Below are 16,870 nucleotides of genomic sequence, written 5' to 3' on the forward strand. Positions count from 1 at the left end.
GGATGGGCTCGGGTTGGTCGGGCACGATGTGGTCGTCATCGATTCGGATGTGCGGGCGGCGGGGCGGACGCTGCTGGACCGAATGCTCGGGCTGGGTGGGGAATTGGTGACGATGCTCATCGGATGTGATGCGCCGGAAGGGCTTTCGGAGGAGCTGGCCGCGCATGTGGCGGCGGGGTTCCCGGGTGTGGAAGTGGTGGTCTATCCGGGTGGGCAGGCGGGGGATCTCGTGCAGATCGGGGTCGAGGAGACCGTGCAGATCGGGGTGAAATAGATGGCGACGCTGGCCGATCGGCTGGATTACGTGCTCGGGGTGAAATCCGCCGAGCCGCTGCTGGAGAGTTTCGACATGCAGACCGTGGAGGATCTGCTGCGGCACTATCCGCTGCGCTATGCCACGCAGGGGCAGGAGCTCACCGAGGAGGAGCCCGAGGAGGGCGCGCACATCACGGTGATCGGGCGGGTCACCAAGACCGAGCTGCGGCCCATGCGGAATCGGCGCGGCAGCCTGCTCAAGGTGTACCTGGACACCGGCGGCGTGAAGCCGGTGGAGATCACCTTCTTCAGCGGTGAGAAGGTGCAGTACCTGGTGAAAGACGGTGTGCGCGCGATGATGTCGGGCATCGTGCACTACTGGCAGCCCACCCGCTGGAATCTCTCGCACCCGGACTATCTGATCCTGCCGCAGAAGGGCGACGGATCGGTCGAGAGCATCACCTCCGTGCACGGCGGCGGCGCCCTGCGCGGCCTGGCGAAGAGCGCTAAGGGCGCCGGGGGCATCGATATGTCGTTCTTCGAGCGGGAGTTCATCCCGATCTACCCGTCGACGGCGAAGGTGCAGAGCTGGGATCTGCTGCGCTGCGTCCGGCAGGTGCTCGACCAGCTGGATCCGGTCGACGAGCCGCTGCCGGAAGCCCTGTGCGCCGAGTACGACCTGATGCCGGTCTCCGACGCGCTGCGCCTGATCCACCTACCCGAGCGCAAGTCCGATATCGAGGCCGCCCGGGGCCGTTTGCGTTTCGACGAGGCCATGGCGCTGCAGCTGGTGCTGGCCGAGCGCCGCCACCAGACCGAGGGCCGGGTCGCGCGCCCGTGCCCGCCGCGCACCGACGGCATTGCCGCCGCCTTCGACAAGCGGCTGCCCTTCGAGCTGACCGAGGGCCAGAACGCGGTCATCGGCGAGATCTCCGCGGACCTGTCGCGCAGCCATCCCATGCACCGGCTGCTGCAGGGTGAGGTGGGTTCGGGCAAGACGATCGTGGCCCTGCACGCCATGCTGCAGGTGGTGGACAACGGTCAGCAGTGCGCGCTGCTCGCGCCGACCGAAGTCCTTGCGGCACAGCATTATCGGTCGCTGTCGAAGATGCTCGGCGATCTCGGCACCGCCGGGGAGCTGGGTGCGGACGAGAACGCCACCAAGCTGGTGCTGGTGACCGGTTCCATGTCGGCGGGGCAGAAGAAGGCCGCCCTGCTGGACGCGGTCACCGGCGAGGCGGGCCTGGTGATCGGCACGCACGCGCTGATCCAGGACAATGTGGAGTTCTTCGATCTCGGCATGGTGGTGGTCGACGAGCAGCACCGCTTCGGTGTCGAGCAGCGAGACGCGTTGCGCGCCAAGGCGAAAGACGGCGCGAGCCCGCACCTGCTGGTCATGACCGCCACCCCGATTCCGCGGACCATCGCCATGACGACGCTCGGCGATCTGGAAACCTCCGTGCTGACCCAGCTTCCGAACGGCCGGTCGCCGATCGTCTCGAAAGTCGTTCCCGCCAAGGTGAAGCCGTCGTGGGTGGATCGCGCGTGGGAGCGCATTCGCGAGGAGGTCGAGGCGGGGCGTCAGGCCTACGTCGTGTGCTCGCGCATCGGCGACGAGGAGGAGAACGGAAAGGGCGGAAAGGGTAAGGGCCGCAAGACCAAATCCCTGGAGGAGCAGGAAGCGCCCACCACGCACTCGGCACTGGACATGTACGAGATGCTCAGCACCGGTGCGCTGAAGGATCTGCGCGTGGGCCTGCTGCACGGGCGGCTGCCCGCGGACGAGAAGGACCGCGTCATGCGGGCCTTCAATGACGCCGAGATCGATGTCCTGGTCTGCACCACGGTCGTCGAGGTCGGTGTCGACGTCCCGAACGCCACGGTGATGGCGATCGTGGACGCGGATCGTTTCGGTGTGAGCCAGCTGCATCAGCTGCGCGGGCGCGTCGGCCGTGGCAAGCACCCGGGCCTGTGCCTGCTCATTACCGAAACCAATCCGGTCGGTACGGCGATGGCCCGGCTCGAGGCCGTGGCCGGATCCACCGACGGCTTCGAACTCTCCGTCCTGGATCTGCGGCAACGCCGGGAAGGCGACGTGCTGGGCTCGGCTCAGTCCGGCACCGCCCGCAGCCTGCGCCTGCTCTCGCTGCTCGACGACCTCGAAGTCATCACCGCCGCACAGCAAGTGGCGCGCGAGATCGTGGCCTCGGACCCGGGTCTGAAGAATCATCCGGGCCTGGCGAGCATGATGCGCGCCGCGGTGGACGGCGAGCGACTGGAGTACCTGGCGAAGTCCTGAGCGGTTGCCCGGCGGGGCTCGCGGTTACTCGGCGGGCTCCGTCTCGGGCTCGTCGACCCCCGCGAGTTCGGCCCAGCGCGCGAGTTCCTCGTGGTGCGAACCGGTCTGGGTCGCCTCGACCACGTCGACGGCGGCCGCATCGTCGTCGCTGTCCCCGTGCCGGGTCAGCAGCATGAGCGGCCAGGCGGGCGGGTCCTCGGCCCGGCCGTCGAAGGGGTGCAGGTCCCAGGCCGTCTCGAAGCGCCACACCCGGGCCCGGGCGTCGGCGACCTCGTCCCCGGGTTCCAGGAACGCGTATGGGCGGAAACGCAATTCGATGCGGCGGGGGATGCCGTCGTCGGGGTCGAAGGAGCCGGTCTGCTCCGCGGTTCCGGGCTCGAACGGTTGCCCGATGCGCCGGTACTCGACCGCGCGGCGCGGGCGGGGTAGCCAGCCGGTCTCGCGCGGCGGATCGAAATGCCGCACCTCGATCACGTGCAGCACCGTGGGCGGGATGCCGACCTGACAGGTCGCGCCGACGTCGAGATCGGCGGCGCGGGGCCGGATCCGGAAGACTTCCCGATCCCAGCCCGGCGTCTCCGGTCCGGCGGGCAGGGGCCGCAGTCCGTTCCACGGGGTCCCGTCGCTGTCCGGATCGGCCGTCCACCAAGGCCATTCGACGACGACCTCGTCAGCGGTCAGCTCGTTCACCCGTGTCTCGGTGAACGGGCAGGACATTTCGATGATGTCCCCGACTCGGTATTCGAACGCCACAACCGTCGAACTTATCCCGTCCCCGGCTCTGCGTCCTCGTACCGCGAAGCGGGGAGTCCTCGTACCGCGAAGCGGGGAGTCCTCGTACCGCGAAGCGGGGCGTCCGCGTACCGCTAGCCGGCGGCGGGGAATTCGTCGGCTTTGACGCCCATGATGAACGCTTCCCACTCACGCATGCTGAACAGCAGCACCGCCCCGTTGGCGCCCTCTTTGCTGTGAGCGACCACCATGCCGCGTCCGGGCCAATAGCCGACCTGGACGCAGCTGCCGTTGGGGCCGCTGGCGGTGCTCGTCCGCAGTGAGAGTCCAGAAGGCAGATCTGCCTTGGTGATCATGATCAATTTTTCCTTCCTTCATCGGTTGGTCCGGACTCGAGGCAAGGGAAAACAGCCGGACGGGTCCAACGATGCGGGACAACGCCGTCTGGCATCGGCTGAGTGAAGTCGCGATCGAAGATACGTGCCCCCTTGCAGGCGCGGTCGCAGCTAGCGATCCACCGGGGGCTCGGGCGGAACAGTGTGGTCCGGACGTTTGATAGCTCCAGAACATCGTGTTCGACGCCGATCAGACTACCCAACCGGCGCTGAGCGCGTGCCCGGTATCGCAGCAAAACGGTGACCCGTCATGAGGATTCATATCCGAAGCCCCGTTTCGACGATCGCCTGCGCGACGGCCCGCAGGCGTAGCTGGTGGGTGCGCGCGTACCGGCGGATCAGCGCGAATGCCTCATCCGGGGTGATGCCGTTCGCGTTCGAAACGACCCCTTTGGCCTGTTCGATGACCACCCGGGACTCCAGCGCCTGGCGCAGTTGCCCGGTGAGCGCCTGCTGGCGCTGCCGTTTATCCGCATTGACGACATAGCCGGCCGCCGTGTCCGCCAGCAGCTGTGCCACTTCGAGATCGGGTTCGGCCCAGCTGCGGCTGCGGTTCTCGTACAGGTCGACGGCTCCGATCATGTTGTTCCGCAATCGCATCGGAATGCCGGCCACCGCGACGACCCGGTGCTGACGCGCCACCGCGGTGTATTGCGGCCAGCGCGCGGCGCATCGGGTGATATCCCCGATCGCGACCACCTGTCCGCTGCGCTGCGCGTCGACGCACGGACCCTCCTGCCGCTGCTCCTGGCACAGCTCGGCCGCGGTCACATGGTCCCCGGCCGTCTTCGCCAGCCGCAGCCGGCCGTCCGTCAGCATCACCACTCCCGCCCCCGTTACCCCGAGGACTTCGGTCGCGGCCGTGACGAGTTCGTCCAGCGCCTCGTCGCTCTCGTATTCGATGGGTAGCAGGCGCGCGAACCGCGCCATCGCCTCGATCAAGGCCGGACCGTCGTAGCTCATGACATCTCCGTCCCTAGTGCCTCGCCGGTCATCCCCGGGCATACCCAGACCGCTCACCGGGAACCAAGTTGCCCAGATCGTGGCGTAATCGTATGTGGGCAACCGAATTCGTTGCGTAACACAGATTTTTCAATGGAATCACTTGTCGTGCACATCGAATATGGAACCATCTCTCCAACGCCGCGGCTCCGCGGCGACGTTCGATATCCCGTCCCGGTGAAGGCGACCCCCATGAACAAGTCCCTGGACTCCCTACCCCCTGAGATGCGCGGAATGCTCGACGTGCGCCCCTCGCGCCGCGGCTTGTTCCGGATGGGCGGCCTCGTCGCGGCCGCGGGTGCGCTCGCCGCCTGCGGCACCAAGGGATCGGCCTCCAATGGCAGCTCGGCCTGCGCCGCACCGGCCGACAACTCCGCGGCCGAGAAGACCCTCAACTTCTCCAATTGGCCCGGCTACCTCGATGAACAGGCCGGCAATGCCGAAATGCACCCGACCATGGCGGAATTCACCGCGAAGTCCGGCATCAAGGTCAGCTACGTCGCCGATATCAATGACAACAACGAGTTCTGGGGCAAGGTCAGCGCGGAACTGACCGCCTGCAAGAGCATTCAGCGCGACCTCATGGTGCTTTCCGACTCCACCGCGGTGCGCGTGGTCCGGCAGGGCTACACCCAGCCGCTGGATCTGGCCCAGCTGCCGAACTTCGTGAAGAACCTGCACCCGATGCTGCGCGGCAGTGTCGTCGATCCGCAGAACAATCGGATGGTGCCGTGGCAGTCGGGGCTGGTGGGCATCGGTGTGAACACCAATGTCACCAAGGAGGTCCGCAGCATCGACGAGCTGCTCACCCGCCCCGATCTCAAGGGCAAGGTGGTGTGCCTGACCGAGATGCCCGACACCATGGGTCTGATGCTGCGCGCGGTCGGCAAGAGCGCCGCTCAGTTCAGCGACGCCGACTACGACAGCGCGCTGGCCAAGCTGCAGAAGGCGGTGCAGTCCGGGCACGTCCGCAAGTTCACCGGCAACGAGTACGTGCAGGATCTGGCCAAGGGCGATATCGCGGCCTGTATGGCGTGGTCCGGCGATGTCATCCAGCTCGCGGCGCAGGACCCGAAGATCAAGTTCATCAGTCCGGAAGAGGGCGCGATGCTCTACTCCGACGAGGCCCTGATCCCGATCACCTCCTCGCATGCCGCCAATGCCATGGCGCTGCTGAACCACTACTACGACCCGGCGGTCGCGGCGCGGCTGTCGGCCTTCGTCAACTACGTGTGCCCGGTCGCCGGCGCCCAGGAGGAGATGGCCAAGTTCAATCCGGAACTGGCGCAGAACGAATTGATCTTCCCCTCGCCGGAGACGCAGAAGAAGCTGCAGATCTTCATGTCCCTGACCGAGACCCAGGAGAAGGACTACCAGTCCAAGTTCCAGGCAGTGACGGGTGCGTGATATCCGCGATGTCCGATCAAGACCTGCGAATCGAGCGAGTCACCAAGAGTTTCGGTGATTTCCGCGCCGTCGCCGAACTGGACCTGACCATCCCCGACGGCTCGTTCTTCGCCATCATCGGCGCCTCCGGCTGCGGCAAGACCACCACCCTGCGCATGATCGCCGGGCTCGAGCAGCCCACCACCGGACGAATCATGCTGGGCGAGCAGGACATCACCGCGCTGCGCCCCTACCGGCGGCCGATCAACACCGTCTTCCAGAGCTATGCGCTGTTCCCGCACATGACGGTCGAGGACAACGTCTCCTACGGCCTGCGCCGCAAGGGAATCGGCCGCACCGCCGCCCGCCACCAGGCGCATCAGATGTTGAAACTGGTGCAGCTGGAGGGTTTCGAGACGCGCAAGCCCGCGCAGCTCTCGGGCGGTCAGCAGCAGCGCGTCGCGCTGGCCCGCGCCCTGGTCAACCATCCCGAGGTGCTGCTGCTCGACGAGCCCTTGGGCGCACTGGATCTCAAACTGCGCCGTCAGATGCAACTCGAGCTCAAGCGCCTGCAGACCGAGGTCGGCATCACCTTCGTGCACATCACCCACGATCAGGAGGAGGCCATGAGCATGGCCGACACCGTCGCGGTGATGAACGGCGGCAGGCTGGAGCAATCCGGTGCGCCGCAGGACATCTACGACTATCCGGCCACCGAGTTCGTGGCCAACTTCCTCGGGCAGACCAATCTCATCGAGGCCACCGTCACCGGTAGCGGCGATGAGGTGACCATCGACGCGCAGGGGCATCGGCTCGCGGTGCCGCAGCGGCGCTGCCGGGTCAGCTCCGGCACGGCCGCGCTGGGCATCCGGCCCGAGAAGGTCGGGCTGGCAAGCGATCCCGATCAGGTGCCGGACGGGCGGGCGCACCTCACCGGTGTGGTCACCGACGCCATCTTCCTGGGTGTCTCCACCCAGTACCTGGTGCGCTCGGCGTGGGGTCAGGAACTCTGCGCGCTGGTGCCCAATACCGGCCCCGGCAGTGTGGTGGCGCCCGGATCGCCGATCGCGGTGCACTGGCATCCGGAGCACGCGTTCCTGTTGGGGCGGTCGTGATGGCCGTGCTGCCGGCGTCCGCGCCCGCCGTCGCACCGGCGGAACCGCCGCGCGGAAAGCGTGGTCTCACACCGTATCTGCTGCTCGCGCCCGGCATCGTGTTCCTGCTCGTCTTCTTCGCGGTGCCGACCGTGCAGCTGCTGGCCGCGAGCATGTACGACCGCACCGGCAGCATCGAGACCGGATACGCGCAGACCTTCTCGTTCGACAACTTCGCCTACGCGTGGCAGCTCTACCACCCGCAGATCCTGCGCTCGCTGGGCTACTCGCTGATCTGCACCGTGCTGTGCGTGCTGCTGGGTTATCCACTGGCGTATGCCATCGCGCTGCGCGGCGGGCGGTGGAAGAACGTCATGCTGATCGCGGTGATCGCGCCGTTCTTCACCAGCTTCCTGGTGCGCACCTTCGCGTGGAAGGCGATTCTCGCCGACACCGGGCCGCTGGTGTCGGCGCTGCGGGCGGTGCATCTGCTCGGCCCGGACGGGCGGTTGCTGGCGACGCCGGTCGCGGTGATCGCGGGTCTGGTCTACAACTTCCTGCCGTTCACCGTGCTGCCGCTCTATACGAGCCTGGACAAACTCGATCCGCGACTGCTGGAGGCCTCGGCCGATCTGGCGCACGGACCGGTGCGCACCTTCTGGCGGGTGACCCTGCCGTTGACCATGCCCGGCATCGTCGCGGGCACGCTGCTCACCTTCGTGCCCGCCACCGGCGACTACGTCAACGCCCAGCTGCTCGGCAATACCGGAACGACCATGATCGGCAATGTGATCCAGTCCCGCCTGCTGGTGGTCAAGGATCTGCCCGTCGGCTCCGCGCTGTCGGTGGTGCTCATGGTCGCGATCCTGGTGCTGGTCATGCTCTACCTGCGCAAGACCGACACCGACGAGGTGGTGTGAGATGGCACATCGACTGTGGGCCCGGATCCGCGCCAATGCGGTGCTCATCCTCGGCTGGCTGATCCTGGCGTATCTGCTCACGCCCATCGCGGTGGTGCTGCTGCTGTCGTTCAACCAGCCCGCCAGCCGCAACACCACGTATGTGCTGAACCTGCACGAGTTCCGGTTCACGTGGCACAACTGGACCGATATGTTCGGACCGGCCGGGTTGCAGGACAGCCTGGTGCTGAGTCTGATCGTCGGAGTGTGCGCCGCGGCGATCGCCACCGTGCTCGGCACCGGCATCGCATTCGCGTTGGCGCGCTATCGCTTTCGCGGACGCTCGGCGGTGCAGGCGCTGATCTTCCTGCCGATGGCGACACCCGAGATCGTCATGGGGTCGTCGCTGCTGACGCTGTTCATCGGATTGGGCATCCCACTCGGCTTCGGGGCCGTGCTCATCGCACACGTCATGTTCTGCCTGTCGTTCGTGGTCGTCACCGTGAAAGCGCGACTGGCCGGGCTGGATCCGCGATTGCAGGAGGCGGCGATGGACCTGTACGCCAGTCCCTTCCATGCGTTCCGGTCCGTCGTCCTGCCGCTGGCCCGGCCCGGCATCCTGGCCGCGGCGCTGTTGGCGTTCTCGTTGTCGTTCGACGATTTCGTGGTCACCAACTTCACCTCCGGCACCACCGAGACCTTCCCCATGTATGTCTGGGGAATCAATCTGCGCGGCATTCCACCCCAGGTGAATGCCGTGGCCAGCGCGACCTTCCTGTTGTCTCTGGTCTGCGTCGTCGCCGCGCAGGCGCGCACTCGCACCGCGAAGTAGCGCATTCACACCGAGAAAAGTAGGAGTTGATCGGCCATGTCGGCCAAAGGAAGCAAACTGTGGGCGTCGGCACTGCTCGAGGCGGCGCCGACGCCGTACTGGACCGACCGACCGGACCGCCCGGTGCCGACCGACCCGCTGACCACCGCAACCGACGCCGATCTGGCCGTCATCGGCGGCGGCTACAGCGGACTCTGGACGGCGCTGCTGGCCAAGGAGAGAGACCCGGGGCTCGACGTCGTGCTCGTCGAATCCGCGCTGTGCGGCCACGCCGCCTCGGGTCGCAACGGCGGCTTCTGCGCCGCCAGCCTGACCCACGGAATCGCCAATGGCGCAGAGCGTTTCCCCGAGGAACTCGCCGTCATCGAGCGCATGGGCCGGCAGAACCTCGACGAGATCGAGGCGGCCATCCACCGCTACGACATCGACTGCGATTTCGAGCGCACCGGTGAGATGGAAGTCGCGACGGCGCCGCACGAGCTGGCCTGGTTGCGTGAAAACCACGATGCCGCGGTCGCCCTCGGCTATCGCAGTGAAATGCTCAGCGCCGAGGAGGTGCAGCGGCTCGTGCACTCGCCGACGTATCTCGGCGGCTGCTGGGACCGTGACGGCGTGGCCATGCTCGACCCCGCCCGCCTGGCCTGGGGCCTGCGCCGCGCCTGCCTGGAGCTGGGCGTGCGGATCTTCGAAGGCACACCCGTACAACGGATTTCGCGGAAGCGCGGGGGCGATCTGGTGCTGCACACTCCGCACGGTGAGGTGCGAGCACCCCGGGTCGCGTTGTGCACCAGCGCGTTTCAGGGGCCGCTGCCGAAGGTCGCGCGGCATGTGGTGCCGGTCTACGACTACGCGCTGATGACCGAGCCGCTGACCGATGAGCAGCTGGAGTCCATCGGCTGGGGCAAGCACCGCATGGGTCTCGGCGACGCCTCCTACCGCTTTCACTATTACCGCCTGACCAGTGACAATCGCATCCTGTTCGGCGGCTACGACGCCATCTACCACTACGGCAACAAGATCGCGCCGAGTCTGGAGTACAACGAGGCGACCTTCGAGACGCTCGCCGAGCACTTCTTCCGGACCTTCCCGCAGCTGGACGGGGTGAGCTTCACGCATCGCTGGGGCGGCGTCATCGACACCTGCGGCCGGTTCTGCGCCTTCTTCGGCTCGGCCTATCGCGGCCGGCTCGCCTACGCGGTCGGATACACCGGGCTCGGCGTCGGCGCCACCCGATTCGGGGCCGAGGTGATGCTGGACCGGCTGTGGGGTCTCGACACCGAGCGGACCCGCCTGCGCATGGTGCGCTCGCGTCCGTTGCCGATGCCGCCGGAGCCGTTGCGCTCCATAGGAATTCAGCTCACCCGCTGGTCGTTGGCGCGCGCCGACGCCAACCAGGGCAGGCGCAACCTGTGGCTGCGTGCCATGGACGTGACCGGGCTGGGCTTCGACAGCTGATCCGACGGTGGCGGCCCGGCTCGGATCGGGCCGCTACCCGGCAATCGCCGAGCGGGAGTTCGCCGATTCGTATTCTACGAAATTCGAAGTTAACAGAAAGATTGCAACGAAATCAGTCGCCGAATTGGCAAATCGGTATGATATCCGTAGAACGCACCGACTTCGAGGAGTCCTACCGTGACCGCCATCGCCCCGTCCGCCAGCACCGCCGACGCCAGCCGCGTCGTGCGCGACCATCTCTGGATGCACTTCGCCACCCACAACGGGCGCGACGAAGCCGACACTCCCGTGATCGTCCGCGGGGAGGGCGCATATCTCTTCGATGATCAGGGCAAGCGGTACCTGGACGGGCTGGCCGGATTGTTCGCGGTGCAGGTCGGGCACGGGCGCGAGGAGCTGGCCGAGGCCGCGGCGCGGCAGATGCGGCAGCTGCCCTACTTCCCGGTCTGGGGTTACGCGCATCCGCCCGCGCTGGAGCTGGCCGACCGGCTCGCGGCCATGACGCCGGGTGATCTCAATCGGGTGTTCTTCACCGTGAGCGGCGGCGAATCCGTCGAGACCGCTTGGAAACTCGCCCGCCAATACTTCAAGCTGACCGGGAAGCCGACCAAGCACAAGGCCATCAGCCGGTCCATGGCGTATCACGGCACCTCGCTCGGGGCGCTGTCCATCACCGGAATCCCAGGCGCGAAGGTGCCTTTCGAGCCGCTGGTGCCCAGCACCACCCGTGTGCCGAACACCAACTTCTACCGCAGCGGCGAGCACGCCGACGACTACGACGCCTACGGGCTGTGGGCGGCCGACCGCATCGAGGAGGCGATCCTCTTCGAGGGGCCCGAGACCGTGGCCGCGGTCTTCCTGGAACCGGTGCAGAACACCGGCGGCTGCCTGGTGCCGCCGCCCGGATACTTCCAGCGCGTGCGCGAGATCTGCGACCGCCACGACGTGCTGCTCATCTCCGATGAGGTGATCTGTGCCTTCGGTCGGCTCGGAACCGCTTTCGGCGCAGAGCGTTTCGGCTATCAGCCGGATATGATCACCACCGCCAAGGGGCTCACCTCCGGGTACGCGCCGCTGGGCGCGGTCATGATCAGCGACCGGCTGATGGAGCCGTTCCAGGCGGCGGAGACGCCGTTCATGCACGGCTCGACCTATGGCGGGCATCCGGTGTCGTGCGCGGTCGCGCTGGCCAATCTCGACATCATCGAGAACGAGGGTCTCTACGACCGGGTGCGCGCCAACGAGAACGCCTTCCGCACCACGCTGGAACGGCTCGGCGACCTGCCCATCGTGGGCGAAGTCCGTGGCGTGGGCTACTTCTGGGCGGTCGAGCTGGTGAAGGACAAGACCACCCGGGAGCGCTTCACCGGCGAGGAATCCACCCGCATCCTGCGCAATCACGTCTCCAGGGAGCTGTTCGCCAACGGCCTCTACTGCCGCGCCGACGATCGCGCCGAACCGGTCATCCAGTTCGCGCCCCCGCTGATCTGCGGTCCGGAGCAGTTCGAGGAGATCGAGCAGATCGTCCGCGACGTCCTCGTCGGAGCCTGGAAGCTGCTCTGACGCCGGGGCATCGAAACCGCCTTTCCGCCTTACCCATCAGGAGTTCTCATGTCCGTCATCACCCGTGATGTGGTGGTGGTCGGGGCCGGACCGTCCGGTCTGACCGCCGCCGCCGAGCTACGCAAGGCCGGTCTGTCGGTGGCTGTGCTGGAGGCCCGCGATCGGGTCGGCGGCCGCACCTGGACCGGCGACATCGACGGCGCGATGATCGAGATCGGCGGTCAGTGGCTGTCCCCGCATCACACCGCGGCGCTCGAGCTGGTGGCGGAGCTGGGTCTGGAGACCTTCTCGCGCTACCGCGACGGCCGGTCGGTTTACCTTGCCGCGGACGGCGTCCGGCACGAGTTCACCGGCGATGTGTTCCCCGCGCCCGAGGCCACCGCCAAGGAGATCGACCGGCTGCTGGCCCTGCTCGACGAGCTGGCGGCCGAGGTCGGCGCGGAGGAGCCGTGGACGCATCCCAATGCCGAGGAACTGGACGCCATCCCGTTCTCGATTTGGCTCGAACGCCAGTCGGATGACGAATACGCCCGCGAGACCGTCTCCTTCTATGTCTCCGGCGCCATGCTGACCAAGCCCGCGCACACCTTCTCCACCCTGCAGGCGCTTCAGATGGCCGCGGCCCAAAGCTCTTTCACCGCGTTGGCCACCGATACCTTCATGCTGGACAAGCGGGTGATCGGCGGCATGCAGCAGGTATCGCAGCGGCTGGCCGCCGGGCTCGGCGATGACCTGCACCTGAATTCGCCGGTCCGCCGGATCGAATGGTCGGATGCGGGCGTCACTGTCTTCGCCGACGGCGAGCTGCGGGTGCGCGCCGAGCGCGTGGTGCTGGCGGTGCCCCCAAACCTGTACTCCACCATCAGCTTCGATCCGCCGATGCCGCGGCGGCGACATCAGATGTACCAGCACATGTCCTTCGGCTTCGTGGTGAAGGTGCACGCGGTCTACTCGACCCCGTTCTGGCGGGCAAAGGGCTTGTCCGGCACCGGATTCAGTGACACCGACTTCGTCTCGGAGATCTACGACAACACCAACCACGGCATGGACAACGGCGCGCTGGTCGGCTTCATCGCCGGCGCGCAGGCCGACGCGGTGTTCGAGATGAGCCCGGAGGACCGGCGGCGCGCGATCCTGGCGTGCCTGGTCAAGTATCTCGGCCCGGAGGCCGCGAATCCGGAGGTCTACTACGAATCCGATTGGGGCGCGGAGGAATGGACGCGCGGCGCGTACGGTGTCAGCTTCGATCTCGGCGGCCTCACCCGCTACGGCCGTGACCACCGCGAACCGCTGGGCCCGATCCACTTCGCCTGCTCGGATCTGGCGGGCCACGGCTTCCAACACGTGGACGGCGCGGTCCGCATGGGCAAGCGCGCGGCCGCGGCGATCGTGAGCCAGCGCACCCTGGTCTGAACGCCGGACGACTCGGGAACGACACGTGGGCTGCGGCGGGTGCCGCAGCCCACGCGTCATCGAGTGGGTGGGATGTCGCCGGACGGGTTAGAGAGCGACGAAACCTGCTGCGGCGCCGATGATCGCGCCCGCGATGGCGCCGACGAAGATCATGGGAACACAGCCGACGATCAGGCCCACGAGCCCGACCATGCAGCCCGCGACCGCGCCGGCGAAGAAGCCCACGACCATGCCCGCGGTGGCGCCGACCAGACCGATGTCCTGGGCGGTGGAGACGCCCTGAACCGGCTGGCTGGCGGACGGGTGCATGGTGATGGTGGTGCCGTCCTCGCTGACCTCGGTGCTGAAGCGGACGATCCGCTCGGTGCTGGCGATCACGGTCGGCATGCTCTCGACGACGGTGCCGTCGTCGGCGGTGATGGTGATCTTGCTGCCGTCCTCGGACACGTCGAAGCGGCCGCCGGCGATCTGGGCGGCGATGCCCGCGCCGTCGGCGGAGGCGCCGGTGGTGAAGCTCATGCCGTGCTCGGTGCCGGTCATGGTGGGGCCGCTGAAGGCGGAGGCGGCCTCGCCGTGCGCGGTGACAGCGGTCATGGTCGTGGCGGCAACAGCCAGCAATGAAGTGGCAACGAACTTACGGATCCACATGAGTGGACACACCTTTCGATAGGCGCTGGAAAACCAGCGCGGAACGAGGGGATTGGCAACGCTCGCGACGCGTCGCTTCATCGGTTGGCAACCAAACGGCTACCAACGCTGCGAGCGCTCCAGGCCATACAGCCGCGGGTGGAGTTCCAGTGGATTGAACACACCGGTCTGTTCGTGTCGCGAAAATTTTCCGACTCGAGTGTTCTTGGGCCGCAGTGCAATTCAAGAGGGACATTTCAGGCAATCGGCCATGTTGTGGAATAAGGCGACATTCAAGACATTTCAGACCCATTGTGGGACAAGGGAAATGACGCTGCGCTCTGCGGCATGTCCATCCTAAATTCTGGAGCGACCGACCAGTCCTATCGACACGCAGTAGTCGATTAGTCGGTGGCACAACGGGATTGACGGATCGCGGCGGGGAAGTGACGCAGGTCGGAATCGAACCGACGAAGTACCTGAGTGAAAATCAGGGTGCCCATACCAACAGAGCAACTGCGCCTGGGCTGTATCGAAAAGAACCCTGGGCTGAGCGACGGGACTCGAACCCGCTGAACCCAGTACCACAAACTGGGGCCTCGACCACTTCGGCTTCGCTCAACATCGGGGGCGCACGGGATGGAACCGTGCGGGGAGTCAGCGGCCGCGACTATGCGACGACGCGACGGCTTCGGGCGAATGATGATGCACGGCCGGTCCTTTCGTCGTCGGGGATGTTGCGTTCAACGTTAGCTTTCGCGGCATCCCCGACGCCACCGAATTATCGGGAGCGGACACTCACACCTCGAGATCCTCCTCGATGCCCTTGAGGCGGTGCCGCGCCATGGCGAGATTGGCCCGGCCGCGGTCGAGGGCGAGGTAGAGGAACAGGCCCTTGGATTTTCGCCCGGTCATGGGCCGGATGACGTGGTACTGGTTGCTGAGCGTGATGAGGATGTCCTCGATCTCCTCCTTGATGCCCAGCTGGTCGATGGTGCGCATCTTGGCGCGCACCACCTCGGTGTTCCCGGCCGCGGCGATCTGCAGGTCCAGGGCCTTGGAGCTGCCGAGCATGCCGAGTGCCATGCCGCTGTTGTAGTCGACGACGGCCGCGCCGATGGCGCCGTCGATCACCATCATGTCCTTCAGCGCTATATCCATGTTGGACATGGGTTTTCCTTTCAATCGGTGTTATCACTTGGGGTCAGTTGGTCGGAGATGATGCGGGCGGCGGGCCGCGATTCCAGGTGCAGCCGGCCGATATTCGCGCCGGGTCCGGCGAGCACGGTCAGCGAGGCGGTCCAGCCGACGGCGTAGATGACGACATCGCCGCCCTCGCCGTGCACCACCACCTCGTGGAAGCCACCGCCGTTCGCGGTGGCGGCCAGCCGGTGGGAGAGCGAGAGCTGCGCGGCGGTCAGCGCCGCCATGCCCGCGGGCTCGATGTGGGCGGGCAGATCGTGCGCGATGAGCAGCCCGTCGGTGGACGCCACCAGCGTGCCGATCAGCTGCGGCACCCGGTCCCGCAGCGATTTCAGCTCCCTGAGTACCTGCGTGTTCGGTTCTGGGCCGGACATCGCCACTTTGGTCAACCTTCCTATCAATTCAGCGAGCCGCCTTCTCTGTGCGGTCAAGCCAGTTCCTCCAATGCCGCGCGCAGGCGTATGAGCACGTCCCGATCGGGCGGCTCCCAGCGATCGGGGACGGCGACCGTGTCGGCCTGCCGGACCCGGCGGCGCAGCGGCGGTGTCGAATCCGTTGCCGCGCCGGTGGTCAGGACCCGGTCCGGAGCGGCGGTGACCGCCGGGGCGCGGACCGGGTCGGCGAACGCCACCATGACCGGCGGCTCGATCAGCCCGGCCGCGGTGAGTTCGCGCACCGCGAGCAGGCAGCCGTAGGTGGTGCGGCCCAGATCGGCGGCCAGTCCGGTGATGCTGCGCCGGGCGTCGACGGCGGCGAGCACTTCGGCTTGGCCGCCGGTGAGCACCACGCGCCGGCGCCGCACCCGCCGCACCGGTACCACCGCCACCCGGTCGACCAGTTCGACCGGCCAGACACCGGCGTTCGGATCACCGCGGCGCGCGCATTCGTGGATGAGCGCGCCGGGGGTGATGCGGCAGATCCGGGCCAGCCAGTGCGGCGGCCCGGGATGGAAGTCGAGGGGGACGGGCGCGGCCAGGAGCAGATAGGCGGCGTCGAAGACCGACAGCAGCGCAAGGGTTTCCACGCGCGGGCCCGAAGGCGGCCGGTCTTCGCCGCCCGCGCGGGCGCGCCGCCACTGCTCGCTCGTGGCCACTCCGGACGCCACCACCATGCGGTCCAGCGCGGTGGTGCGCGCGCACTCCGCGGCCACGATCACGCCCTCGACGAGATGAAAGGCGCCGTCGCCCACGGCGAGTACGCCGGTCGCGCGCTGTTGTTCGAGTCGCCGCAGTTCGATGACGAGTTCACTGTCCATGGTCGTCCTCGGCGAATTCGGCGATAATCGCCCGCAGCTGGTATCGCGCCATGGCGAGATTGCCTGTGTCGCCGTCGAAGTGAATGTGCAGGAAAAGTCGCGCGTCGAAATCGCCGTCGATCAAATTCAAGAGGTGATATCCGCGGGTTCCGCAGACGATGATCTCGGTGATGTCGTCACCCGGGCGGCCGGTGGCCAGGGCCGGTGAGGTGAGCACCGAGCGCACGACATCGGTTGCGGCGGCGGCATCTTCGTGCTGGTCGACCAGGTCGTGGCGCCCGGCGGCGGCGATGGCCAGCCCGCTCGCCCCGTCCACCAGGGTGACGCTGCGCGCACCGGGAATGTCCATGATGCGTTTGAGGCATCCGTCAATACCGATCACCGCGCGCCACCGTTTGTTATCCGAGAGACATCGAGCGAATCCAGACGCTACACATGATGCGCTCGTGCTGTGCGGAAA

The 16,870-nt window shown here is 67.0% G+C and carries 16 protein-coding genes, 2 tRNA genes and 1 pseudogene; 9 read left to right on the plus strand and 10 right to left on the minus strand.

Annotated features, from left to right (window positions below):
• Together ACAM49_RS24835 and recG are read left to right on the plus strand one after the other, a co-directional pair.
• Positions 1-274: pseudogene (locus tag ACAM49_RS24835) on the plus strand (dihydroxyacetone kinase); the annotation flags it as partial.
• Positions 275-2,554, plus strand: a complete 2,280-nt coding sequence (recG, locus tag ACAM49_RS24840) for an ATP-dependent DNA helicase RecG (RefSeq protein ID WP_369637971.1) — start codon at positions 275-277, stop codon at positions 2,552-2,554.
• A 24-nt stretch (positions 2,555-2,578) separates the two neighbouring features.
• Here recG and ACAM49_RS24845 read toward each other — a convergent pair whose 3' ends face one another.
• From ACAM49_RS24845 to ACAM49_RS24855, 3 genes are all read right to left on the minus strand, one after another.
• Positions 2,579-3,307: a hypothetical protein gene (locus ACAM49_RS24845; RefSeq protein WP_369637972.1), complete on the minus strand. Its 729-nt coding sequence runs from the start codon at positions 3,305-3,307 to the stop codon at positions 2,579-2,581.
• Between the two features lie 113 nt (positions 3,308-3,420).
• Positions 3,421-3,642: a DUF397 domain-containing protein gene (locus tag ACAM49_RS24850; protein WP_051179101.1), complete on the minus strand. Its 222-nt coding sequence runs from the start codon at positions 3,640-3,642 to the stop codon at positions 3,421-3,423.
• A 297-nt stretch (positions 3,643-3,939) separates the two neighbouring features.
• Positions 3,940-4,644, minus strand: coding sequence for a GAF and ANTAR domain-containing protein (locus tag ACAM49_RS24855; RefSeq protein ID WP_369637973.1), 705 nt, complete (start codon positions 4,642-4,644; stop codon positions 3,940-3,942).
• 231 nt (positions 4,645-4,875) lie between these two features.
• On the opposite strand from ACAM49_RS24855, the gene ACAM49_RS24860 reads away from it, so the two are divergent.
• The 7 genes from ACAM49_RS24860 to ACAM49_RS24890 all read left to right on the plus strand — a co-directional run bounded on the left by ACAM49_RS24860 (position 4,876) and on the right by ACAM49_RS24890 (position 13,325).
• On the plus strand, positions 4,876-6,090 hold the full coding sequence (locus ACAM49_RS24860) for a PotD/PotF family extracellular solute-binding protein (RefSeq protein WP_369637974.1): 1,215 nt from the start codon (positions 4,876-4,878) through the stop codon (positions 6,088-6,090).
• Between the two features lie 8 nt (positions 6,091-6,098).
• Positions 6,099-7,184 (plus strand): ABC transporter ATP-binding protein, encoded by a 1,086-nt coding sequence (locus ACAM49_RS24865; protein ID WP_369637975.1) that lies wholly within the window; start codon positions 6,099-6,101, stop codon positions 7,182-7,184.
• Positions 7,184-8,083: an ABC transporter permease gene (locus ACAM49_RS24870; protein ID WP_369637976.1), complete on the plus strand. Its 900-nt coding sequence runs from the start codon at positions 7,184-7,186 to the stop codon at positions 8,081-8,083. The genes ACAM49_RS24865 and ACAM49_RS24870 overlap by 1 nt, the downstream gene beginning before the upstream one ends.
• 1 nt (position 8,084) lies before the next feature.
• On the plus strand, positions 8,085-8,894 hold the full coding sequence (locus ACAM49_RS24875) for an ABC transporter permease (RefSeq protein ID WP_369637977.1): 810 nt from the start codon (positions 8,085-8,087) through the stop codon (positions 8,892-8,894).
• A gap of 36 nt (positions 8,895-8,930) precedes the next feature.
• Positions 8,931-10,349 (plus strand): NAD(P)/FAD-dependent oxidoreductase, encoded by a 1,419-nt coding sequence (locus ACAM49_RS24880; protein WP_369637978.1) that lies wholly within the window; start codon positions 8,931-8,933, stop codon positions 10,347-10,349.
• A gap of 177 nt (positions 10,350-10,526) precedes the next feature.
• Entirely contained in the window at positions 10,527-11,912 is a 1,386-nt protein-coding gene (locus tag ACAM49_RS24885) for an aspartate aminotransferase family protein (protein ID WP_369637979.1), read from the plus strand.
• 48 nt (positions 11,913-11,960) lie between these two features.
• A complete protein-coding gene (locus tag ACAM49_RS24890; RefSeq protein ID WP_369637980.1) occupies positions 11,961-13,325 on the plus strand; it encodes a flavin monoamine oxidase family protein in 1,365 nt (454 codons plus the stop codon).
• A gap of 87 nt (positions 13,326-13,412) precedes the next feature.
• On the opposite strand, the gene ACAM49_RS24895 is transcribed toward ACAM49_RS24890, so the two are convergent.
• The 7 genes from ACAM49_RS24895 to ACAM49_RS24925 form a co-directional block, all read right to left on the minus strand.
• A complete protein-coding gene (locus tag ACAM49_RS24895) occupies positions 13,413-13,973 on the minus strand; it encodes a hypothetical protein (protein ID WP_369637981.1) in 561 nt (186 codons plus the stop codon).
• 426 nt (positions 13,974-14,399) lie between these two features.
• A tRNA-Glu gene (locus ACAM49_RS24900) sits at positions 14,400-14,475 on the minus strand.
• Between the two features lie 22 nt (positions 14,476-14,497).
• Positions 14,498-14,574, minus strand: a tRNA-His gene (locus tag ACAM49_RS24905).
• Between the two features lie 176 nt (positions 14,575-14,750).
• The gene (locus tag ACAM49_RS24910) at positions 14,751-15,122 is read right to left on the minus strand and encodes a hypothetical protein (RefSeq protein ID WP_369637982.1); all 372 of its coding nucleotides are present in this window, start codon (positions 15,120-15,122) and stop codon (positions 14,751-14,753) included.
• 11 nt (positions 15,123-15,133) lie between these two features.
• Positions 15,134-15,529, minus strand: coding sequence for a roadblock/LC7 domain-containing protein (locus ACAM49_RS24915; RefSeq protein WP_369637983.1), 396 nt, complete (start codon positions 15,527-15,529; stop codon positions 15,134-15,136).
• Positions 15,530-15,582: 53 nt separating this feature from the next.
• Positions 15,583-16,410 carry a hypothetical protein gene (locus tag ACAM49_RS24920; RefSeq protein ID WP_369637984.1) on the minus strand — a complete coding sequence of 276 codons (828 nt, stop codon included), beginning with the start codon at positions 16,408-16,410 and terminating at the stop codon, positions 15,583-15,585.
• Entirely contained in the window at positions 16,400-16,792 is a 393-nt protein-coding gene (locus ACAM49_RS24925; RefSeq protein WP_369637985.1) for a hypothetical protein, read from the minus strand. The genes ACAM49_RS24920 and ACAM49_RS24925 overlap by 11 nt, the downstream gene beginning before the upstream one ends.
• Positions 16,793-16,870 lie beyond the last annotated feature (78 nt).

Origin of the sequence: Nocardia sp. JMUB6875 (genome assembly GCF_041154655.1) — a bacterium.
Lineage (GTDB): Bacteria > Actinomycetota > Actinomycetes > Mycobacteriales > Mycobacteriaceae > Nocardia.